Here is a 21,106-nt window from a genome sequence, read left to right as displayed (position 1 = left end):
ATGAAACTCTGCCAGATACAGGCAGGTCAACCTACTGTCGAGGTTATGACGTCCGAAATTTCATCAGGAGAAATCCCATGAGCAGCACTGGCGATAAGATCAAAGGCATGGCGAACGAAGCAGTCGGTAATGTCAAACAAACAGTTGGCAAAGCCACTGATAACGATCAGCTTCGTGCAGAGGGCAAAGCCCAGGAATTGAAAGGTGAAGGGCAACAGGCTGTCGGAAAGGTTAAGGATGCGGTGAAAAAGGCCGTCGACAAGGCTTGAGGGTTCGCGCGCCCATGAGGTGCGCAAGCTGCCTGCAATATCGAAAATGGCCATCCCAGTGATGGCCGTTTTTATGGTTTTTTGGGTCAAATGTTTTCAAAGTCGCCAACTCGACTACTTTTGAGGTAAAACGCCTGTCCATCTTTGTGGGATGGCTTGTTGAATGAAACCCTTGAGCGGCGAAAGGAGACGCTATGTTTTTTCCGGTCTTGAAGGGCCTGCCACTGGGCAAAGTCTTGATCCGTACGGTCAAAGAGTTTATCGACGATGAAATGTCGACCTACGCCTCGGCGCTGGCGTATCAGATGTTGTTTTCGCTGTTCCCGTTCATTCTGTTTTTGATTGCGCTGATCGGTTTTTTGCATCTGCCTGACTTCTTTACTTGGCTGCGCTTACAGTCCGAGCTGGTGTTGCCGCCTCAGGCATTAGAGCAGGTCAACCCTGTGATTGATCAGTTGCAGCAGTCCAAAGGTGGCTTGTTGTCTGTGGGTATTGTGATCGCGCTGTGGACGGCTTCGGCCGGCGTGCGGCTGATGATGAGCGCGATGAATGCGGCGTATGACGTGGTTGAGGGGCGGCCAGTCTGGAAGCGCTTTCCGCTGTCGATTTTTTACACCATTGGTCTTGCAGGCATGCTCTTGGCCGCGGCTGCACTGATGGTGCTTGGCCCTCAGGTGATGAGTTGGTTGGCTGGGCGAGTAGGTCTTGAAGATTTTGTTGTCACGTTGTGGACCATTTTGCGTTGGCCGGTCATCGTGTTGCTGCTGATGGTTGCGGTGGCCGTGATCTATTACGTCATGCCGGATGTTGAGCAAAAATTTCGCTTTATCACACCAGGCTCGGTGTTGGCTGTGGTGGTGTGGATTGTGGCGTCGTTGGGTTTTGCGTTTTATGTCAAAACCTTTGCCGATTACAACGCCATGTATGGCAGCATCGGCGCAATTATCGTGCTGTTGCTGTACTTCTACATCTCAGCAGCAGTGCTGTTGCTGGGTGCGGAGATGAATGCAGTGATCGAACACATGTCTGTCGAAGGCAAGGACCCGGGTGAGAAAACATTCGATGAGTCCAATATGCCGGATGAAAAGCAGCATGTTTCTGGTCTGGGCCGTGACCACTCCCTCAAACCTACTTCTGATGAAGCCTGACTATGATTCGTGAAATTTTGAAAATGGGTGATGAGCGTTTACTGCGTGTTGCGCAGCCCGTGCCTGCTGAAATGTTTGATACGCCAGAGCTGTGGCAGTTGCTCGACGACATGTTGCAGACCATGGAGCACGCAGGCGGTGTGGGCTTGGCGGCTCCGCAGATTGGAGTTGACCTGCAACTGGTTATTTTTGGTTTCGAACACAGCGAACGCTACCCCGATGCGGAAGCTGTCCCGCAGACGATCCTGATTAACCCGTTGATTACCCCGTTGAGCCCGACCGTTGAACAGGACTGGGAAGGTTGTCTGTCCGTTCCGGGGTTGCGTGGAATGGTTGAGCGCTTTCAGAAGATCCGCTACGAAGGTTTCACACCCAAGGGTGAGCCTATTGTGCGTGAGGCCGAAGGCTTTCACGCACGGGTGGTGCAGCATGAGTGTGATCACCTGATCGGTCGCCTATACCCGTCGCGGATCAAGGATTTCAGCAAGTTCGGTTTTATCGACGTGTTATTCCCTGATCTGGAGCCGGGCACTCAGGAGTAGGTCTTCAGCTTACGGCTCCAAGCCCATCGCTATCATCGCCTTGTTGCGTTGATAGCGAACCAAACGTTCGTGCAAAACCTGGGGGAGCGTGGTGTCCAGGCTAAACCCCAGCCCTTCATAAAACCCTTGTAGCTCAGGGTCGCAAAACAGCCATACAGGCCCCTCGCAAGGCGTTACTGCCTGTTCGACCAATGCTTTGGCAATGCCTTTTTTGCGTAGAGCAGGGGCTACAAACAGGCCCGTCAACCAATAACCCTGTGCCGCTGGCCTCAAGCATAGACCGGCAACGATTTCTATTTCTCGTGCCACCCATAGCTGTGCGTCCTTACTCGCTTTCATCGATGATTGATGGCTGCGGTAAAACTTGTTCATCAAAGGCCATAAGGCTGCTTCAAGTGGCGCATAAACAAGGGAGGGCATGAGTTCACAGTCGCGGATTTTGGGGCGCGCATTATAAACAATAACTATTGATTTTGGATGTTATGTGGGTGTGAGAGTGTTGAAACTATTTAGCAATTAAAAATTCATATTCAGCGTTTTTTTGAATAACACAGTTAAAAGTCTTAAGGCGGGTGATAAGTGTTATACGTGAGGCTACATCCCTGAACAGTGGAGTACGTGACATGAGCAAAGGTATGGATTCAAAGAAGTCAGCCAAGAAGAAACCCGCCAAAACCGCTGATGAGAAGCGTGCTGACAAAAAGTCGAAAAAAGCTGAATCAGGCTTGTTCGGGCATTAAGTAAAGCCTCTGGGGGCTCGGTTTTCGGGCCTCCATTAATGTACAAAGCCAGCATCGTCTGTTTGACAACTTTGTGCGTATTGAGTGTTTCGTCGCATTTTGATGGCAATGTGCTTGCACGGTTTTTTTCGCTGACTATGCTCAGATTTACAGGGCCTGACCTTTAATTGCTTTAATACCCGAACTGCAAACAAAGCTCTTGTGACAAGAGTTAAATAGCGCAGGCGGTTTGTTGTGTCTTGAAACCTTTGAATTATCAATAGACAGCACCTCCAGGGATTGAGCCATGTTTAACTCGCACCGCAAAGCTGATCTGCTTGAAAATCAACGCCTCACTTGCTCTCTCAGTGACATGAAGGCCAAAGTTCTGGCGATCAGCCGGTCAATGGCAATCATTGAGTTCGCGCCTGATGGCACCATTTTGGAGGCCAACGACAATTTTTGTCGGGTGACCGGTTACTCGATTGATGAGCTTCGCGGTAAACACCATCGAATTTTTTGTGATGAGGCTTACACCCGCAGCGATGAGTACATTCGCTTTTGGCACGACCTGGCCAAAGGCGAAGCGCTAAGTGGAAGCTTTTTACGCCTCGACAGGGCGGGGCGCGAGGTGTGGCTAGAAGCCAGTTACATGCCGATTCTTGATGCAAATCGCACTGTAACCAGCGTCATCAAGGTGGCTGCAGACATCACTCAGCGCATTAATAAAGAGCACGAAAACGAGAGCATCGTGAATGCCTTGAGCCGTTCAATGGCCTTGATTGAGTTCTCTCCCGACGGTCGCGTCATACACGCCAATCAGAACTTTCTGGACACCATGCACTACTCGCTGGGTGAGATTGTGGGCCAGCACCACAGTATGTTCTGCAAGACCAGCGAGCGAGAGTCCGCAGCGTATAAGTCTTTTTGGGCCTCGCTCAATCGGGGCGAATACCACTCGCGGCGCTTTGAGCGGGTGGATAAATACGGGCATGTGGTTTTCCTCGAGGCATCTTACAACCCGATTTTTGATGCCAAGGGCCGCCTGTATAAAGTGGTCAAGTTTGCCAGTGACATCACCGCTCAAGTCACCAACCTGCAAACGGCTGCCGATTCAGCACACGCCACTTCCGTGCAAAACGATGCCTGTGCGCAAAAGGGGTCGCAGGTGGTTCAGCAAACGGTGCAAATCATCGAAGCGATTTCCAAAGATCTTAATGAAGCTGCACAAAGCATTGATGCGGTGAGCAAGCAGTCAGAGATCATTGGCAAAATTGTGCAGACCATCCGCGGTATTGCCGATCAAACCAACTTGCTGGCGCTCAATGCGGCGATTGAGGCGGCCAGAGCGGGTGAACATGGGCGTGGCTTTGCGGTGGTCGCTGATGAGGTAAGAAGCCTGGCGGCGCGAACCAGTGCGGCCACGCTTGAGATTGTGGAGGTGGTGCGCAAGAACCATGATTTATCCCTCAGTGCTGTGACGAGTATGCAGTCAAGCCTGAGTCGAACCGGGCTGGGGGTCGAGTTGGCCAATGAGGCGGGGGAAGCGATTTTGGAGATTCAGCAAGGCTCCAAGCATGTGGTGGATGCTATCAGCCAATTCAACTCCACCTTGCAACTGCATTAAGGCGGATTGAGCGGCCCTGTAAGCGCGAGCAGGCAGCGCAGCGCTTACAGGGTGGGGGGCGCCTGAAAAAACCTTACACCTGTTTTTCAGCGGCGTTCTGTGCGACTTCAGCTTGTTTGATGGCTTGCTGACCCTTCATCAAGTCGCTGATTTTATCGGCGATGGCTTGCTGCTGCTCAGGGGGCATGGCTTTCACGTCTTCTTCGGTCAGTCCCAATTCTTTCAGATACTGCTCACGAATCCGTTGTGTGACGGGTTTGCTCATGTAGTCCTTGAACTCTTCAGCCGCCGATCCTTGAGTGGCAGCCGTGCTGTTTTGAGTGCTGGTGCTTTGCACGGCTGCGGCTTCGGGCACGCTGGCTTGCAGCAGTACGCGGGTTTTGGCGAATGCAGCGTTGACGTTGTCCGCCTGCTTGTCACCCGCGACCGATGCCGCTGAGGCTTGAATATTGGTTAATGGCTGCTGGTTTTGCAGCATGCCGCTGTACAGCACGCTAGCAGCCGCTGTAGTTGGGTCTAGATCGGTACGCTGGCTTTTTTGGATCTGAGACGTTTGCTGCGCGCTAATCAACATGAACGTGGCCTCGTAGAAACGGTGATGGCCAATCTACCAGCAATTAGTATGCCCACTCAGGTGCACGCCGATTTTGAAGGGCTACAGGCGGGCGACGGTTTTTAGCGGTGTGTCAGGCGGTCAAACCTTGCCGCTTGCGGCTAACAATGGGCAAGGTTTTAGCGGGATATGGCGCGTGCGCTTAGCTGCTTTCGCGCACCATCAGCTCGAAGCCCATGTCTTGTACCGGATTAGCCACTTTGTTGCCCGCCATCAGCGTGAGCATTTGTTCGGCGGCGCGACGGCCAATGGCTTCTCGGGGGGTACGAATACTGCTCAAACGCGGCACCATAAATTCGGACGAGGGCAAATCGTTGAAGCCCAGAATTGCGATTTGCTCGGGAATTTTTATACCGATACGTGCAGCCTCTAGCAAAGCGCCGTGGGCAAGGTCGTCATTGCCGAAAAAAATCGCATCCACATTCGGATGGCTGGCCAGCAAGTGTAAAAATAGCTCGCCGCCCAGGCCTACCGAAGAGGGGCGTGGTGTGAGTACTTCAAGGTCTGGGTCGTATAAATCGGCTTGCTGCAAGGCTCGGCGATAGCCTTCACCCCGCAAGAGCGTGCGCTGATCCAACTGAGCGCCGATGTAGGCCAAGCGTCGGCGCCCGCGGGAAATCAAATGCTGAGCTGCGGTTTCGCCCGCTTTTAACTGCGAAAAGCCGACGCAGTTCAGGCCGGCAGCGGCGTCCAGTTCCATCATGTACACGCAGGGCACATTACTGGTTTCAATCATCCGTCTGGAGCTTTCGGAGCGATCAAAGCCTGTCAGCAAAAGACCGCGTGGCTGGTAAGCCATGTAGTTACGCAGCAGGTCTTCTTCTTCATCGCGTGAGTAGTGAAAGTTACCAATCAGCACTTCAAAGCCTTTGGGGCGCAATACGGCATGAATGGCTTCGAGGGTGTCAATAAACAACAGGTTGGACAAAGAAGGCACCAGCACCACGACAGAGTGGCTCTGCGCCGAAGCCAGAGCCCGAGCGGCTGGGTTAACGACGTAATTCAGTTCGTCTGCGGCCATGCGCACCTTTTCTGCGAGGTCGGTCGCAACACTGGTGATACCGCGCAATGCGCGCGAGGCGGTAATGGGGCTGACACCTGCCAGTCGTGCGACTTCATTCAAGGTCGGGCGCCCTGTGGTGCGGGTATTTTTATCGTTCTTGGGGGTGGTCATCGGGGTGGCTTGCCAAACAAAAAACAAGTCACTAAGGTAGCGCTGTCCTGGCGTGCCCGCAATTGCCTGATTGTGGCCAGGTTTTTACCCCAGCTTTGTATGTCGAGAGCGCCAACGCGTTTCCCCATAAAAATGAGAAATAGACGTCGGTAGCTCCGGCTTTGTGCTTTGCTTTCAAGTATTGAACGCGGGTGCAAAGACAGCGCTGTCTACGGACTGAGGTGTTTCATGAGTCAACCTATCACTGCCCTCGTCATCATGGGGGTTGCCGGCTGCGGCAAGTCCAGCGTGAGTCAGGCGCTGTGCCAGCTTAATGGCGCAACCCCGATCGAGGGCGATGCGTTTCATCCTGCCGCCAACATCGCCAAGATGAGTGCAGGCATTCCCCTGACCGACGAAGACCGCGCCGGCTGGCTTGATAGCTTGTGCGATGCGTTGCGCGTGGCTGTTGCCCGCGGGCAGCGTCCGGTATTGACCTGTTCTGCCCTGAAGCTGCGTTATCGCGAGCGTTTGCGCGGTGCTGTCAGCGGTCTGGGCTTCGTGTTTCTTGAGTTGACCCCAGCTGTTGCTGCTGATCGAGTGGCACATCGCCCCGGTCATTTCATGCCCAAGACCCTGATCGACAGCCAGTTCGCTGCGCTTGAATCGCCCGTCGATGAGCCGTTGGTGCTCACACTGGATGCGGCGAGCAAAGACATTGCCCAATTGGCAAGTGACGCGCGTGATTGGTGGCGTGAGCATTCGGTGCTGACAACGCCATGATTGTTCATAAAAAAGACAGCGCTATCCACGTCAGCTGCGGCTGTACATTCGCACTTAAAAACAAAAACAAGGCAGGAGACGCCCCATGCTAGGCATGTCCCAAAACACCTTTCTGCTGATTGATGCAGTGGTGACCATCATCGGGTTGATCGTACTGATCACCCGATTCAAGTTGCACCCCTTTATTGCGCTGATCATCGCCTCTGCGTTTTTAGGCCTGACCTCAGGCATGCCTACGGACAAAATCATTAAGTCGTTTCAAGACGGTTTTGGCGGCGTATTGGGCTTTGTCGGGATCATCCTGGCGTTGGGCACCATGCTTGGCAAAATGATGGCCGACTCCGGCGGTGCTGACCAAATCGCTCGCACCCTGATTCGTGCTTTCGGCAAGGAGCGGGTGCAGTGGGCGATGATGTTCGCGGCGTTTCTGGTAGGGATCCCGCTGTTCTTCGAGATTGGTTTTGTATTGCTGATCCCGCTGGTGTTTATTGTTGCGCGTCGCACTGGCGTGTCCATCATCAAAATCGGTATTCCATTGCTGGCCGGCTTGTCGGCGGTACACGGTCTGGTGCCGCCGCATCCGGGCCCACTGTTGGCGATTGGTGTGTTCGGTGCCGATATCGGTAAAACCATTCTGTACGGCCTGATTGTGGCCTTGCCGACGGCCATTATTGCCGGGCCGATTTACGGCACCTGGATCGCCAAGCACATTCCCGGCCATGCGTCGCAAGAGTTGGTGGATCAACTGGCAAGCGAGCCGGAGTCCAGCAGTCTGCCGAGCTTTGGCATCACCTTGGCTACCGTGTTGTTGCCTGTGTTTTTGATGTTGCTAAAGACGTTTGCTGACGTGGCGCTGCCTGATGGCAACTTCTTCCGTGGCTGGATGGACATGATCGGCCACCCGATCAGTGCACTGCTGCTGGCGTTGCTACTGTCGCTTTATACGTTCGGCGCCAAGCAAGGGATCGACTCCAAGCGCATCCTTAAACTGCTCGACGCAAGTTTGGCCCCTACTGCGGCGATCATCTTGATCATTGGTGCAGGTGGCGGCTTCAAACAAATGCTGGTTGCCAGCGGAGTGGGGGACGTGATCGGCCATATGGCGGTCAATGCACAGATTTCGCCGATTTTGCTGGCTTGGCTGGTGGCGGCGGTGATCCGTATTGCGACCGGTTCTGCCACGGTTGCAACCATCACTGGCGCGGGGATTGTATTGCCGGTAGTGGACTTGATTCCGGGGGTGAATCGCGAGCTGCTGGTACTGGCGACCGGTGCGGGTTCGTTGATCTTGTCTCACGTGAACGATGCGGGTTTCTGGCTAGTTAAGCAGTACTTCAATATGACCGTAGCCGAGACTTTCAAAACTTGGACTGCAATGGAAACCATTCTGTCGGTTGTAGGTTTGATCTTTATTCTGCTGTTGTCGTTGGTGGTCTAAAACGCCGCACCTCGCCCGCAGCTGCGATCTTTTGAGCAGATCGCAGCTGCGGTGAGTGGGTAGAGGCTTACATCGGGCTCAAGCCGTCGGCACGGAACATGGCGCGAATTCCGCGAACGGCCTGACGAATCCGGTCCTGGTTTTCGATCAGTGCAAAGCGCACATGGTCGTCGCCATACTCACCAAATCCTACGCCGGGTGAAACACACACCTTGGCCTCTGCCAGCATCTTTTTGGCAAACTCCAGCGAACCCAAGTGGGCGTATGCGTCAGGGATTTTTGCCCAGACATACATCGACGCTTTTGGGTTTTCGACCATCCAGCCCAGTTCATGCAGGCCTTTTACCAAGACGTTACGGCGTTGCCGGTATTGTTCGGCGATGTCTTTGACGCACTGCTGATCACCTTCAAGTGCCGCAATGGCCGCCACTTGCAATGGGGTAAATGTGCCGTAGTCGTGGTAGCTCTTGATGCGGGCCAGCGCATTGACCAGTTCAGGGTTGCCGACCATAAAGCCAATTCGCCAGCCTGCCATGTTGTAGCTTTTGGACAGGGTGAAAAACTCTACGGCGATGTCTTTGGCGCCCGGCACTTGCATGATTGAAGGGGCTTTCCAGCCGTCGTAGACGATGTCGGCATAGGCCAGATCGTGTACCACCAACACATCGTATTGCTTGGCCAATGCAACCACACGCTCGAAAAAGTCCAGTTCAACACACTGCGCGGTTGGGTTGGACGGGAAGCCCAGAATCATCATTTTGGGCTTGGGAATTGAGCCACGAATGGCTTTTTCCAGCTCGGCAAAGAAATCCACGCCCGGAATCAGCGGTACTGAGCGCACTTGGGCGCCAGCAATGACAGCGCCGTAGATGTGAATTGGGTAGCTGGGATTAGGCACCAGAACGGTGTCGCCTTGATCAAGAGTGGCAAGCATCAGGTGTGCCAGGCCCTCTTTTGAACCAATGGTCACAATAGCTTCGTGCTCGGGATCAATCTCAACGTTGTAACGGTCGGCGTACCAGCGCGAAATTGCCCGGCGCAAACGCGGGATGCCCCGGGAAGTGGAGTAGCCGTGGGTGTCTTCACGCTGGGCGACAGTGCAGAGTTTTTCAACAATGTGTGGCGGGGTTGGGCCGTCAGGGTTGCCCATGCTGAAGTCGATAATGTCTTCGCCACGACGTCGGGCGGCCATCTTCAGCTCAGCAGTGATGTTGAACACGTAAGGGGGGAGTCGATCTATGCGCGCAAAGCGGCGCGGCGAACCTTGGTCTGCCATGTATGCCTCTGGTACGTAAGCGCCCGGAACCGTCCGAGCGACGTTGACCACTGCGGTGGTCTGGGCGAAACAATAATGGCGCGCACGGGCAGCTGTCTAGATACAGAACAGGTGTATTTTTCACAGGTTAGGGCCGTATCTGTATTTGTTCCTATACTCACAACTTGTGTCGCCTACTTAATTACCGAGCGCGCCCCTATGGACGAAGCACAAAAGTTTCAGCTCTCAGCTCCCCGATTCGCTAGAGGCCCGTTTCAACTGATTGCGGGTTTTGGGAGGCACTTTACCCAGGGCTCCGTGGCAGATATTCCGAAGTTGTGGACGCAACTCCTTTCGTGCATAGGGAAGGTTCCAGGGCAAGTAGGCGGCGAAACTTACGGCGTGTGCTGTAACCCGGACGGTAAGGGTGGTTTTGAATACATCGCAGGCGTAGCGATCAGCAAGCTCGATGACTTGCCCGAAGAGTATCGTTGGGTTGAGTTAAAAGAGCAGGAGTACGCCGTTTTTGAGCATCAAGGGCCGCTGACAAGCCTTGGACAAACATTCCAGTCGATCTGGAATGACTGGCTACCCCATTCGGGGCGTGAGGCTGCGGATGCACCAGAGTTTGAACGTTACAGTGCAGACTTTGATCCGCAAACGGGGGCTGGGTCAGTGGAAATCTGGCTGCCGTTAAAGAGGCTATAAACGCTTCAAACTGCCTGCGGTAGTGATTGTTGCAGCGCAGCGCAGTCGCTTAGGCGAAGCACCAGGCGGCGTTCACCGCGATAGGCTTCGCCATCCTCGACCCAGCCCTGGCTTAGATAAAATGCCAGCGCGCCTGTGTTGAAGACGCTCACAGAAAGCATCACCTGACGAATGTCAGGCCAAAGGTGTTGGAGCATCAGTGGTAGCGCACTCAGGCATGCTTTACCCAAACCTTGCCCCTGAACGCGTTTGTCGACTTGCAATGCGTGCAGGGTGGCGCTGTCGGCATCGGCCCAATGGGCTAATAGCGGGTGGCGCTTGAGCAGCAAGAAGGCCACGGGTACTTCATCGCTGAGCAGGGCCAAGCCTTTTATACCTGCATGAGGTTGCGCAGGCAGTGAGTGCAAAGCCGATGTGACATCGCCGCAAAAGGCAATTTGTTCAGGGTGAACCTCAACCTCGCGCAGTTGTTCGCGTTGCAGGGGCGTTAGTTCTTCGTAGAGGCAAAGGCGGCTGTTCATGCTGAGTTCTGTCTGGGCGCAATGGGCAGGCGCGGTGCGCCGTTAAAGCAGGGCGCCAGTGTCTACCTATCTTGGCTTTCTATAAATACCGGCGTGGGTTTTTGATGGCGAGTGACATTAAACGTGTGGCGCGTTGTGCCGCCGGGTGCGCCAGCGTACAGGCCATTTAATCCTTTGGAGACGGTTTTCGGCGCATAAACGGCAGCAACATGCCGACCTCCTTTTGATAGCGACGGTATTTGTCGCCAAACAGTACAACCAGGTCTTTCTCCTCCAGCTGTGTGCCTATCACGATGTAAAGCGTGCTGGTCAAGGCAAACACCAGATGCCCGACGCTCATGTCAGGCGTGACCCAAAAGGCAATCAGAAACCCCAGATACAGAGGGTGCCGGACGATTTTGTAGAGCATGGGCGTTTTGAAGGTGCAGGGCGCAGCCTTTGGCAGGCGTAAAGCATCAAGCGCTTGTTTGATGCCGAACAATTCAAAGTGACTGAGCAGAAAAGTGGCCAGCAATACGATGCCCCACCCCGTCCAGTATCCGGCCGCGAGCAGAGCCCGGGCCACCGAAGACTCAACGGTCCATACCGGGGTATCAATCGGTTGCCATAGCCAAAACATCAGCGCAAGCACTGCGCTGGTGACCAGTACATAAGTGGCCCGCTCAACAGGGGCGGGCACGTAATTGAGCCACCAGTTTTTAAAGCTTTTACGAGCCATGCCGCTGTGTTGCACGGCGAACAGAGTAATGAGTAATACATCGACTAAGAGCGCCAACGGCCATGAGAGGGCGGGGCCAGAGTTAATCGTTTTCGGTACCCATACGCTGCCCAGAAAACCTATAAGGTAAAGAAAGGTCAGCAAGAAGAACACGTAGCTGAACAGGCTGTAGGCAATGCCAGCGAGTTTCCCGATGAGTGTGCTTAAAAGGGATTTTGGGGCGAGCTTGGTGTGCATGAACGACTCCTTTCGTACATGGCTGAGGGGTGTTGCAGACTGCTTGAATGCACACCATAGCCCATCTTGAGCACTTGGCCCTTGCCGGTGGTCAGTTTGAAAAGATGAAGCTTTTCATACCACTCAGGCACCCAGAGACGGATCAGGTGTTGTTTTTTTTGGCTGTGTAATGGGCAGGTGAAAACTAAAGACAGTGCCTTTTTGCAGGCTTGAGCAGACGTCCAGTCGGCCGCCATGAGACAGGGCAATTTGGTTGGCAATGTACAAACCAAGGCCCAAGCCAGCTTGGGGCGTGTCATTGGCCGGACGCGAATAAGGCAGGAACAACTGCGGCAGCACATCCGCCGCAATGGGATTGCCTTGATTACTGACTGTCAGGGTAAATGTCTGATCGATGATGTGTGCTTGAACCTCAACTACACCATCGCCAGCGCCATGAGCGATTGCATTGGCCAGCAAATTAGAGAGCAATTGGGATAAACGGTCACTGTCGCAATGAATCCCGGTCAGCGGCTGAAGGTGGGTGTGTATCAGGCGCTCAGGGTGCACGCTTTGTACTTCGCGGATGACATGGCGTAATGCTTGATCGAGATTCGGGCACTCTTGCACTGTAATCGGGATGCCACTGCCAAGTCGGCCTCTGGCAAAGTCCAGCACGTCCTCAACCAGACTTGAAGCCCGCAGGCCGCAGCTCAGTATGTGTTTCACCAAGCTATCCGTTGTGGCGTTGGGGTGTTTACGCAATAAACGCTCAGCCGCTGTGGTGATGGCGAACAGCGGGTTTCGCAAGTCGTGGCCTAACACGGCAATAAATTGCTCGCGTAGCTCCGCTGTTTCACGCTCGACAAGCAGTGCGTCTTCGGTACGTTGCAGGTTCTCTTCGGCTTCGATTTGCAGCGCGAGCAGGCGAGCGAAAGATTGCATGGTGTTCTGGATGGTGCTGTTTTTGACTGTCGCAGGTTCCGGATCAAGCGCGCATAGGGTGCCGAAGAAGCGGCCGTCGGTGCGCACTACAGGAATCGTGATGTAACTTTCAAAGTGGTAGAGCTTTGGCGTGTGATGGTTGCAGTACAGCGGATCGTCGCTCGCCTTATCGATAATGATCGGTAAGTGCGAGTTCATGCTGTCAAAACACAAGGTGGTGGCCAGCTCCAGCTCGCCACCCACCTCCAAGCCAAAGCCGAGCTTGTCCAGCACTGCGCAGGCCGTCCAGCTATCTTGTGTCACCCTTGCGATGGCAGCAAAGCGCATGCCTGTCATCTCGCTGATAACTTGAAGCATTGCCGGTACAGCGCTTATTCGGCCAATGGTTGTAATGTCGGCGGCCGCTGTCTTATTTACCAAGGTCGACGCTCTCTGTTGTAGGCGATGATTGCGCAATTCTAGCGAGTGCAAATAACTTTGGTATGGATTCATGCGGGATAAACGCATAAAAAAGCCGCGCCTCTCATAACAAGGGGCGCGGCTTTTAAACAGGGTTACTTTAAATCAATGATCTTGTTTGTTTTGCAGAACTTCAGCGTTTTTTGCCTCTAGTTCGACGTCCCACTTAACACCTTTGGTATCGCGCAACTCAACTTCATACACCAGCTTGCCGTAAGAGTGATCAAGCTCTGTGTCGAGGATTGTTGCACCCGGATGAAGTGCGATAGCCGCTTGATTCAGCTTTTCAAATGAGGTGATTTCACCCGATTTGAGCAGATCCGGGATATGGTCTGGACGCACATCAGCTTGAGCCAAACCAGCGGTCAGTGTCAGGGCAGTAGCGGCGAACAAAATTTTAAGTGCTTTCATGTTTAATCCCTCTGGGGTGATCTGTTTAAGTGGGATCAGATTAACCAGCGCAACTTAACTCACCCTTAATTTTTCGCGCCAAGGTTAGGCAAGTCGAAAACAGGAGAGCAAGTGCCGCTTACGAGTTGTAAATGGGCATTGTTCGGCTGTTTTCAACGAGGGATCACGGGGCGCAGATATATTTCGTACAGCCCCAAGACTGACGTGCGGGTTTATTGGCTCAGTAGCCGTTTTTTTCCAGCAGTTGGTTAACGCTGACTGGGCTCGGGCGTTGGTAGTGTTTGAGCAGTTGCGCGGCACGATTGGTGAAAATCCCGTCTACGCCAGCCTCCATAGCTTTTTTGAAATCCACAGGTTCGTCCAAGGTGTAAACATGCACCAACATGCCTTTGTCGTGGGTGGCTTTGTTCATCCAGGGTTGGATCAGGTCGAAGTAGCTTTGGTCGCCACCATTGGTCAGGGTTGCTGAAGGGCCAGTGCCGATGGCGCCGTGGGCTTTGGCAAAATCGAGCCATTGCATGAATTCTGCTTTGTCTTTGGGTTGTTGCTTGGCGTAGTAGGCGGCTTTGTCCTTCTCGCCGGAATCGGCAAAGCTGACGCTGGAGCTGGGGGCCATGCCGCCTTCACCGACCCACAACAACAGGATTTTTGGTGTTTGTGGCATTTCTTTTTGCAGCAGTTGTAGGCTGCTTTTTTCAAAAGTTTGCAGTATTACCCGGCCTTTGCCTTGGCCCACCTTTGGTTCGCCTTTGGCCTCTGCTGAAGTAGCAGGCTGTAGCCATCCACGTTTGTTTAGTGCGTTTTTCAGATCGTGTTCAAGGCCCGGAAACTGTTTGGGCTCTTTGGTTTCAATGTACAAACCGGGTGCATGTTGTGGGTTGCCTTGGGCGATATCAATGATTTCATCCAAGGTAAGAATTTGCAGGCCGGCGTAGGAGGCCCGAGCACGATCAGGGTAGGCCTGATTAAACCAACTGCCAGCGTCCAGGCTTTTCAACTCCGCCAAGGTGAAGGCGCTTGCAGGGCTGTCTTTACGCTCTGGAAATTTTTTGGCCACGTCAGTGGTGCGCAGCAGGCTGTTGTCATGCAAGGCAAACAGCACGCCGTCTTTGCTGCGTTGCAGGTCCATTTCCAGATAGTCAGCGCCCAGATCACGAGCCAGTGTGTAAGCGGCAGCGGTTGATTCCGGCGCATCGAAAGAGGCTCCTCGGTGAGCAATAACCGCCGGGCGCGGGATGCCATGCGCATTGGCCAAGGTTGTCTGAGCGCTTTTTGACTCACTGGCAGCGTGTGCGCCGCCCATGCCCAGAAGCAGGCTCAGCAGCAGTGCGCTCTTGCTAAAAGTGTCAGGCATTGTTGAGTTCCTTTGGTCGCATAAAAAATAGGGGCGTCTTTTAGCAACTGACGCTACGGGAGCGCTATCGAGAACCCGACATAAACGTGCGTCGTGTTTAATTTGCAGCACTTATTTGCCCGTTTGTGCAGTATTCTTCGCTCACCCAGCGTTCCCAGCAGAGGGATGCGTGTTTAAGACTTGCGTGTAAACCATCGTCCCAGAGCCCTCGCGGCTCGTTAGTGAGGTTTACCATGCGTATCACTTCGCAACTCATCTGTCAGGCTGCCGACCTACTTAACGGCTTTGTAGGTTTCAATCGTAAGACACAGCAGTACATTGTCCGATTCAGTGAAGATTCCTTCGGAATGGATGTGGCAGACGACAACATCACGCCAACCAGCGAGTTTGTCTGGCAGGCCGATGCCGCAGACACCATGACCCTCAAGCGCGAATTGATTCAGTTGCTGCTGGATCAAAATATCGACGATCGCTTAAACATCACCGAGCCCTTGCGTGTGTACATGCAGCGTCGGGACGTGCCTGAAATCTCGGCGGTACGCAGGTGTGTGAGTTAAGAACGCTCGCTCACAGTGTGTCGGGGCATGCTGGATGTCAGGCTCACCCTTCGCTCGGTTAGCTGTGTGTTCAATTCAGTTAACTGAGCGTTTGCGCGCGTGCCTTGCCGGACTGGGCTTTAAACGGAGTCCATAAACTGGTCTGCTGCTGCGAGACTGATCCGATTACGGCCTGTCTTTTTCGCGATATACAGCGCTTTGTCGGCTTCGTTGAGCCACATGCCGGCGTCCTGTAGATCGGTGCGGTACGATGCCAAGCCTATACTCAGGCTCACTTGCAGCCCAGGTGCTTCGCAGTGTTGGTACTGGCAGAACACAAGGCGTAACCGTTCCAGAATTTCCTGCGCCTGGGCGAGCGTGCGATTGGGCAAAATGACGCAGAACTCATCGCCGCCATACCGGCCTGCAAAATCATCGCTGCGCAAGTTGTCTTTCAGCTCTTTGCTCAGTTGGCGCAATACGCTGTCACCGATGATGTGACCATAGGTGTCATTGATGGTCTTGAAGTGATCAATATCAATCAAAGCCAAGGTGGCAGCGGATTGATCGTGCTGGCATTGCTGAAAACAAATGTGCAGCAGGTCTTTCCATGAACCGTGATTCAACAGCCCTGTCAGGCTGTCTGTACGACTCAGGGCGCTCAGAGTGCGTTTGTGTTCTGCCAGTTGGATGGCTAGTTTGTAACTGACCATACCCACGGCGAATGGGTAAAAAATCAGCACGGGGATGCACGCATAGATTTGCAGAGCTGTTGTGTGAGGGTTGAAGGCCGCCCCAAGAAGCAGGAGCGAAAGCAGGATGCCTGCCACTTGAGCCAATGCCCCTCGAATCAGCATTTTAGGCCCGCCTGCTGCAACGTTATGCATGGTCATCATCGATAAGATGATCACCGATGGCAGCGGATTGAACTGGATGCTCGCCGCCCAAAAGCCTCCGCACAGCGAGTCGAAGAGGATGTTGCGGCGCTCGGCGCGATACGGGTAGGCCGCCCGTGAAGACAGTAAAAGCGCTAGGTGCGGCCAGACAAAACCGTTGATCAACAGCACTCCCCACAACCAGCCGGGTGTATTGAGCGGGTAAAGAGCGGCCATCACGCAGATAAAACCGATCCCTGAACCAATGACTCGTGGCACATAAATGCGCTGAGTGAATGACAGGCCTTTACCTAATTGGTTGTCCATAGTGATCTGCGCAAGATGTTTGAGTCCGGCGTGGTTGCCGCTTGGCACGGCACCGCTGTTTGTGATTCCAACAGGTTGAGCATTTCCAAGGGTTGGGATGTCAATGGCCTGCACGGTTAAGGCGTTTACGTTAGCACCAAGATTAGCTGCATGTGGCAGTTAAGGTGCCGATGATTGCTGCCTGACACTACTCGCCAATGCGCACATTGATTTGAAAATGATGGCTGACCTTCTATCGTCCAACAACGAGCGTAATCGTGACGTTCGTTTATTGGAGTCTTTTGAGCATGGCCTTTGACTCTTCCGGGAACGACGGGCTTGGGCCCGCTGAGCGGTATCAGGGTAAATTTCAGAATCAAGGTGTCAGGCCAGCTGCGAGTTTGGGTAAAACCTTGGGCATCTTTTGGCGAATGTTATTTCGAAAGCCTCTGAATACGCGGCCCGCCGGGTTTATTCCAGTTGAGCCCTTAAGCCCTCAAACGCTGGAGATGGCCCCTGATTTGAGTGTGTTTCGGCTAGGCCATTCCACCTTGCTGCTTAAGCTCAAGGGCAAATATTGGCTGACCGACCCGGTTTATGCGCAGCGTGCTTCTCCCTTTCAGTGGGTTGGCCCCAAGCGGTTTCATGCGCCGCCGATCAGCCTTGATGAGCTTCCGGCCCTTGAGGCCGTCATTCTTTCCCACAATCACTACGATCATCTTGATCAGAAGTCAGTGCTAAAGCTGGCAGCCAAAACCCGTCACTTTCTAGCCCCGCTTGGCGTGGGTGATTTGCTCATTCGGTGGGGCGTGCCAGCGCAAAACGTGCAGCAACTGGATTGGTGGCAACACACCCACATCGACAGCATTCGTTTTATTGCGACCCCTAGTCAGCATTTTTCTGGGCGTGGGTTGTTTGACCACAACCAGACGCTTTGGGTGTCGTGGGTAATGATCATTGACGATGTGCGGATTTTCTTCAGTGGCGACTCAGGTTACTTCGATGGGTTTAAGTTAATTGGGGAGCAATTTGGCCCATTTGATCTGACGCTGATGGAAACGGGCGCTTACAACGCGGACTGGCCAGACGTACACATGCAGCCAGAGCAGAGCCTGCAAGCCCATATCGACCTTAAAGGCCGCTGGTTATTGCCCATCCACAACGGTACTTTTGATTTGGCGTTTCACCCTTGGCATGAACCCTTTGATCGCATTGTGGCGTTGGCTCGGCAACATAATGTGCTGATTACAACGCCACACATGGGCGAGGCTTTTAACCTGCGTCAGCCCCACAAGGGCAGTGCGTGGTGGGTTAACGTGCCGACAGAGGAGGGTGACACCCATCACGACGGCAGGCTCTGAGGGGGAGTGTGTTTACTCAATCATCGCGAAGTCGTCTCGGCCCATTGGGTCGGGGGTTGAGCCGCGAACATTGCCGCCGCGTCCAGGCGAAAACCCGGGGAAGAACACTAACCCTTCTGCTTCCAGTCGGTAGGCCAACGCCAGACGAGTCACGTCGAGCACCGGCTCACCTGCTTCAAAACGCTGAATGGCAGGCACTGAAACGCTGGACTGCTCGCTCAAATGTTCAAAGCTCCAGCCGAGCATTTCACGAGCTTGTGCGCAGTGCAGAGGGGTGAATTGATTAATGATGATGCGTTCGAATGTGCTGCGCATGGCTGCGTTGGACATGACGATTCTCCGTGGCTGATTCGGTGCTTGAAAATATACTGTGTTTTTATACAGTTGTTTTTAAAGCTGATCAAACTCATTTTTTGATGAGTGCCCGCGGTAGGAATCTAGAGCCGGACGCCGCTTTCAGCGTTTTGTGCGCAAACAGGGGGTCGAAAATTTCGATGTGCCTGTGACGCCAACAAAAAGGGCCGCCTCGCGGCAGCCCCTTTAACAGCAAACACACTCGCAGGGAGTTAGTCCCAGCTCAGCGCGCCGCCCGTTTGGTACTCAATAACCCGCGTCTCGAAGAAGTTCTTTTCTTTCTTCAAGTCCATGATTTCGCTCATCCATGGGAATGGGTTAGTGGTGCCTGGGTACTCTTCTTTCAGGCCGATTTGCGACAGGCGGCGGTTAGCGATGAACTTGAGGTAGTCCTCCATCATGGCTGCGTTCATGCCCAGCACGCCGCGAGGCATGGTGTCGCGTGCGTATTCGATTTCCAGCTGAGTGCCTTGCAGAATCATCTGCGAAGCCTCTTCCTTCATTTCAGCGTCCCACAGATGCGGGTTTTCGATTTTGATCTGGTTGATCACGTCGATGCCGAAGTTCAGGTGCATGGATTCGTCGCGCAGGATGTACTGGAATTGCTCAGCAACACCGGTCATTTTGTTGCGACGGCCCATCGACAGAATTTGTGTGAAGCCGCAGTAGAAGAAGATGCCTTCCAGAACGCAGTAGTACGCAATCAGGTTGCGCAACAGTTCCTTATCGGTCTCTACGGTGCCGGTTTCGAACTTTGGATCCGAGATCGAGCGCGTGTACTTCAGGCCCCATGTGGCCTTTTTCGCGACCGATGGGATCTCGTGGTACATGTTGAAGATCTCGCCTTCATCCATAGCCAGCGATTCGATGCAGTACTGGTAAGCGTGAGTGTGGATCGCCTCTTCGAATGCCTGACGCAAGATGTACTGGCGGCACTCAGGGTTGGTGATCAGGCGGTACACAGCCAGTACCAGGTTGTTGGCAACCAGGGAGTCGGCGGTGGAGAAGAAGCCCAGGTTACGCATCACGATGCGGCGTTCGTCGTCAGTCAGACCTTCTGGGTTTTTCCAGAGGGCGATGTCGGCGGTCATGTTGACTTCTTGCGGCATCCAGTGGTTTGCACAACCGTCCAGATACTTCTGCCAAGCCCAGTCGTATTTGAACGGTACGAGTTGGTTAAGGTCGGCGCGGCAGTTGATCATCATCTTTTCGTCAACGGCGACGCGGGCGCTGGCGCCTTCGAGTTCAGCCAGACCTTCAGCGATGTCGAGGTTGTCCAGAGCAGCCTTGGCGCGAATGATCGCGGCAGAGTCAGTTGCGGTTACTGCGCGGGCTTCTTGAGCCGCAACGCCGCCAGCGGCGTCAAGACGGTCCATGTTGGCTTCCGTTGCGTGGCCAGCGTTGGCGCCTTTAACGGCGATTTCGCCTTCGTCTTCTTTGTCGAATTCGTCCCAGCTCAGCATGACGTGTCGTCTCCTGCGTGAGGGCCTGTGCCCGTGTGATAACACTGATGGTTTGGTTGTCACACGGCCATTGGCCGCTTGGATCTAAGAAATGTTGCTTGCAGTAGCGGTGTGCGCACGCAAAAACATGAATGTATTCGGGGGGTTGTCCCGCTGTCGCTGGGGGAGGAGGCGTTGCCTGCATCTCGCCTTGGCCCTGGAGGCCGTCGCAGCGTGGGTTTATGGCCCAGTCAGAGGAGCTGTGAGCCCGTTTGACGGCCGCAGTATAAGGCTTTTGCACAACGTATTTCAGCCAGTATTTTTTTGGTCGATGCGACGAAATGCCCTAAATCGGGCCTGGACTCTGGCTTGGCAGCGGCTGGGCGTGGGTTTGCCCTGGAGGAAGTTTTTTTACAGCGAGCCCGGGAGGTCGAGTGACGCCCGGTTTGGGTGTGCAATGCAGCAGGTTTTGGGCGTGGGAGGCGGACTTAAGCCCGGCCAAAACCGGGCGTTAAAGTCGCGAGCCGTGTCAGCTCAAGCGATGACCGTTGGTGCGGTCGTAGCCATCTTCGGCAAAGGCGGCGGAACGCGTGCTGTCGTAGCCATCTTCTGCAAAAGACGCTGAGCGGGTGTTGTCATAACCATCCTCTGCAAAGGTTGCCGAATGGGTGCGGTCATAACCATCTGCTGCAAAGGCGGCACTGGCCAATACTGACAGACTTAAAGCCATGATCAGTGAGCGTTTCATTTAATGTGTCCTGTCAGAGTATTCAGGCATTACTAAGTTTCAATGCAGTTAAAGTTGCATTGAGAGCGATAACTTTTAAGTGTCAATAATCACGTTTTTAATACATGTGTTAAGCGTGATTGTTGGCGCTGAAGTTAGCCGTTGGAACAGCCATTACCCATCACGCGATATTCAAGAGTGTGCTGCATGCCTTGCGAGTCTTCGTAAACCATTTGTGCTGGGACGACTTCGCAAACACTTGGGATTTCGCTCATGGAAATCACTTTGGCAATGTCCAGTTCGGAAGAGTAAGAATAGTGTTCAACGGCAGGTTGCTGGCTGGAAACTTTAGTGTTTGCTTCATCAGCAAAGGCGGTTAAACACACACTGCTGAGGGCCAGAACTAACAACGCTTTCATTTCTTGATTACCTGTTTTTGGTCGAGAGGGGTCACGTAGCCCTTATGAGGCTACGTGTGAAACATCATCGTTTAAGAGCGATTAAACTTGCCTTCGTGGGGGCTGTAACTTGCGTTAATCGCAGTGCCTTGGTTGGCGAGATGAATTTTATGCCTGCGCTGGACGGGCATATAGAGGGAGTTTTGATAAAGACTGTTGACAGATTCT

Annotated in this window: 23 protein-coding genes and 1 pseudogene; 10 read left to right on the top strand and 14 right to left on the bottom strand. The window is 53.7% G+C overall.

Annotated features, from left to right (window positions below):
- Positions 1 to 77: 77 nt before the first annotated feature.
- The 3 genes from ACZRJQ_RS15795 to def all read left to right on the top strand — a co-directional run bounded on the left by ACZRJQ_RS15795 (position 78) and on the right by def (position 1,959).
- Complete coding sequence (locus tag ACZRJQ_RS15795) at positions 78 to 269, top strand: CsbD family protein (protein WP_463979260.1); 192 nt, start codon at positions 78 to 80, stop codon at positions 267 to 269.
- Between the two features lie 194 nt (positions 270 to 463).
- Positions 464 to 1,417, top strand: a complete 954-nt coding sequence (locus tag ACZRJQ_RS15790) for a YihY/virulence factor BrkB family protein (RefSeq protein WP_463979259.1) — start codon at positions 464 to 466, stop codon at positions 1,415 to 1,417.
- A 2-nt stretch (positions 1,418 to 1,419) separates the two neighbouring features.
- The gene (def, locus tag ACZRJQ_RS15785) at positions 1,420 to 1,959 is read left to right on the top strand and encodes a peptide deformylase (RefSeq protein WP_463979258.1); all 540 of its coding nucleotides are present in this window, start codon (positions 1,420 to 1,422) and stop codon (positions 1,957 to 1,959) included.
- Between the two features lie 9 nt (positions 1,960 to 1,968).
- Here def and ACZRJQ_RS15780 read toward each other — a convergent pair whose 3' ends face one another.
- Entirely contained in the window at positions 1,969 to 2,379 is a 411-nt protein-coding gene (locus tag ACZRJQ_RS15780; RefSeq protein WP_463979257.1) for a GNAT family N-acetyltransferase, read from the bottom strand.
- A 606-nt stretch (positions 2,380 to 2,985) separates the two neighbouring features.
- On the opposite strand from ACZRJQ_RS15780, the pseudogene ACZRJQ_RS15775 reads away from it, so the two are divergent.
- Together ACZRJQ_RS15775 and ACZRJQ_RS15770 are read left to right on the top strand one after the other, a co-directional pair.
- Positions 2,986 to 3,756: pseudogene (locus tag ACZRJQ_RS15775) on the top strand (PAS domain-containing protein); the annotation flags it as partial.
- Positions 3,733 to 4,305, top strand: coding sequence for a methyl-accepting chemotaxis protein (locus tag ACZRJQ_RS15770; protein WP_463979372.1), 573 nt, complete (start codon positions 3,733 to 3,735; stop codon positions 4,303 to 4,305). The pseudogene ACZRJQ_RS15775 and the gene ACZRJQ_RS15770, both read left to right, overlap by 24 nt.
- Positions 4,306 to 4,378: 73 nt before the next feature.
- Here the strand turns inward: ACZRJQ_RS15770 and ACZRJQ_RS15765 are convergent, their stop codons facing one another.
- Both ACZRJQ_RS15765 and gntR read right to left on the bottom strand, forming a co-directional pair.
- Entirely contained in the window at positions 4,379 to 4,879 is a 501-nt protein-coding gene (locus tag ACZRJQ_RS15765; RefSeq protein WP_463979256.1) for a hypothetical protein, read from the bottom strand.
- Positions 4,880 to 5,060: 181 nt separating this feature from the next.
- Positions 5,061 to 6,092 carry an HTH-type transcriptional regulator GntR gene (gene gntR / locus ACZRJQ_RS15760; protein ID WP_463979255.1) on the bottom strand — a complete coding sequence of 344 codons (1,032 nt, stop codon included), beginning with the start codon at positions 6,090 to 6,092 and terminating at the stop codon, positions 5,061 to 5,063.
- A 228-nt stretch (positions 6,093 to 6,320) separates the two neighbouring features.
- Here gntR and ACZRJQ_RS15755 point away from each other — a divergent pair, with 228 nt between their 5' ends.
- Together ACZRJQ_RS15755 and ACZRJQ_RS15750 are read left to right on the top strand one after the other, a co-directional pair.
- Complete coding sequence (locus ACZRJQ_RS15755) at positions 6,321 to 6,854, top strand: gluconokinase (protein ID WP_463979254.1); 534 nt, start codon at positions 6,321 to 6,323, stop codon at positions 6,852 to 6,854.
- Positions 6,855 to 6,939: 85 nt separating this feature from the next.
- Complete coding sequence (locus ACZRJQ_RS15750) at positions 6,940 to 8,292, top strand: GntP family permease (RefSeq protein WP_463979253.1); 1,353 nt, start codon at positions 6,940 to 6,942, stop codon at positions 8,290 to 8,292.
- Positions 8,293 to 8,359: 67 nt separating this feature from the next.
- Here ACZRJQ_RS15750 and alaC read toward each other — a convergent pair whose 3' ends face one another.
- On the bottom strand, positions 8,360 to 9,568 hold the full coding sequence (gene alaC, locus ACZRJQ_RS15745) for an alanine transaminase (RefSeq protein ID WP_463979252.1): 1,209 nt from the start codon (positions 9,566 to 9,568) through the stop codon (positions 8,360 to 8,362).
- Between the two features lie 198 nt (positions 9,569 to 9,766).
- On the opposite strand from alaC, the gene ACZRJQ_RS15740 reads away from it, so the two are divergent.
- Positions 9,767 to 10,255 carry a GyrI-like domain-containing protein gene (locus ACZRJQ_RS15740; protein ID WP_463979251.1) on the top strand — a complete coding sequence of 163 codons (489 nt, stop codon included), beginning with the start codon at positions 9,767 to 9,769 and terminating at the stop codon, positions 10,253 to 10,255.
- Between the two features lie 5 nt (positions 10,256 to 10,260).
- Here ACZRJQ_RS15740 and ACZRJQ_RS15735 read toward each other — a convergent pair whose 3' ends face one another.
- From ACZRJQ_RS15735 to ACZRJQ_RS15715, 5 genes are all read right to left on the bottom strand, one after another.
- Positions 10,261 to 10,776: a GNAT family N-acetyltransferase gene (locus ACZRJQ_RS15735; protein ID WP_463979250.1), complete on the bottom strand. Its 516-nt coding sequence runs from the start codon at positions 10,774 to 10,776 to the stop codon at positions 10,261 to 10,263.
- 166 nt (positions 10,777 to 10,942) lie between these two features.
- On the bottom strand, positions 10,943 to 11,731 hold the full coding sequence (mddA, locus tag ACZRJQ_RS15730) for a methanethiol S-methyltransferase (RefSeq protein WP_463979249.1): 789 nt from the start codon (positions 11,729 to 11,731) through the stop codon (positions 10,943 to 10,945).
- 123 nt (positions 11,732 to 11,854) lie between these two features.
- Positions 11,855 to 13,012 carry a GAF domain-containing sensor histidine kinase gene (locus ACZRJQ_RS15725; RefSeq protein ID WP_463979248.1) on the bottom strand — a complete coding sequence of 386 codons (1,158 nt, stop codon included), beginning with the start codon at positions 13,010 to 13,012 and terminating at the stop codon, positions 11,855 to 11,857.
- Positions 13,013 to 13,219: 207 nt separating this feature from the next.
- Entirely contained in the window at positions 13,220 to 13,525 is a 306-nt protein-coding gene (locus ACZRJQ_RS15720; RefSeq protein WP_463979247.1) for a PepSY domain-containing protein, read from the bottom strand.
- A gap of 220 nt (positions 13,526 to 13,745) precedes the next feature.
- On the bottom strand, positions 13,746 to 14,879 hold the full coding sequence (locus tag ACZRJQ_RS15715; protein ID WP_463979246.1) for a glycerophosphodiester phosphodiesterase: 1,134 nt from the start codon (positions 14,877 to 14,879) through the stop codon (positions 13,746 to 13,748).
- 233 nt (positions 14,880 to 15,112) lie between these two features.
- Here ACZRJQ_RS15715 and ACZRJQ_RS15710 point away from each other — a divergent pair, with 233 nt between their 5' ends.
- The gene (locus tag ACZRJQ_RS15710) at positions 15,113 to 15,436 is read left to right on the top strand and encodes a DUF2025 family protein (protein WP_463979245.1); all 324 of its coding nucleotides are present in this window, start codon (positions 15,113 to 15,115) and stop codon (positions 15,434 to 15,436) included.
- Positions 15,437 to 15,555: 119 nt separating this feature from the next.
- Here ACZRJQ_RS15710 and ACZRJQ_RS15705 read toward each other — a convergent pair whose 3' ends face one another.
- A complete protein-coding gene (locus ACZRJQ_RS15705) occupies positions 15,556 to 16,617 on the bottom strand; it encodes a diguanylate cyclase (RefSeq protein ID WP_463979244.1) in 1,062 nt (353 codons plus the stop codon).
- A gap of 287 nt (positions 16,618 to 16,904) precedes the next feature.
- Between ACZRJQ_RS15705 and ACZRJQ_RS15700 the strand changes: the two genes are divergently transcribed.
- Positions 16,905 to 17,957, top strand: coding sequence for an MBL fold metallo-hydrolase (locus ACZRJQ_RS15700; RefSeq protein ID WP_463979243.1), 1,053 nt, complete (start codon positions 16,905 to 16,907; stop codon positions 17,955 to 17,957).
- A 12-nt stretch (positions 17,958 to 17,969) separates the two neighbouring features.
- Here ACZRJQ_RS15700 and ACZRJQ_RS15695 read toward each other — a convergent pair whose 3' ends face one another.
- The 4 genes from ACZRJQ_RS15695 to ACZRJQ_RS15680 all read right to left on the bottom strand — a co-directional run bounded on the left by ACZRJQ_RS15695 (position 17,970) and on the right by ACZRJQ_RS15680 (position 20,899).
- Complete coding sequence (locus ACZRJQ_RS15695; RefSeq protein WP_463979242.1) at positions 17,970 to 18,287, bottom strand: helix-turn-helix domain-containing protein; 318 nt, start codon at positions 18,285 to 18,287, stop codon at positions 17,970 to 17,972.
- A gap of 236 nt (positions 18,288 to 18,523) precedes the next feature.
- The gene (locus tag ACZRJQ_RS15690) at positions 18,524 to 19,774 is read right to left on the bottom strand and encodes a ribonucleotide-diphosphate reductase subunit beta (RefSeq protein ID WP_463979241.1); all 1,251 of its coding nucleotides are present in this window, start codon (positions 19,772 to 19,774) and stop codon (positions 18,524 to 18,526) included.
- A 508-nt stretch (positions 19,775 to 20,282) separates the two neighbouring features.
- Positions 20,283 to 20,501 carry a heme utilization protein gene (locus tag ACZRJQ_RS15685; RefSeq protein WP_463979240.1) on the bottom strand — a complete coding sequence of 73 codons (219 nt, stop codon included), beginning with the start codon at positions 20,499 to 20,501 and terminating at the stop codon, positions 20,283 to 20,285.
- A 134-nt stretch (positions 20,502 to 20,635) separates the two neighbouring features.
- Positions 20,636 to 20,899, bottom strand: coding sequence for a DUF2790 domain-containing protein (locus ACZRJQ_RS15680; RefSeq protein WP_463979239.1), 264 nt, complete (start codon positions 20,897 to 20,899; stop codon positions 20,636 to 20,638).
- Positions 20,900 to 21,106: the final 207 nt, after the last annotated feature.

The organism is Pseudomonas sp. E315, from assembly GCF_055406205.1.
The sequence above is the reverse complement of the archived record's forward strand: the minus strand, read 5'-3'. Positions and strand labels throughout refer to the sequence as shown.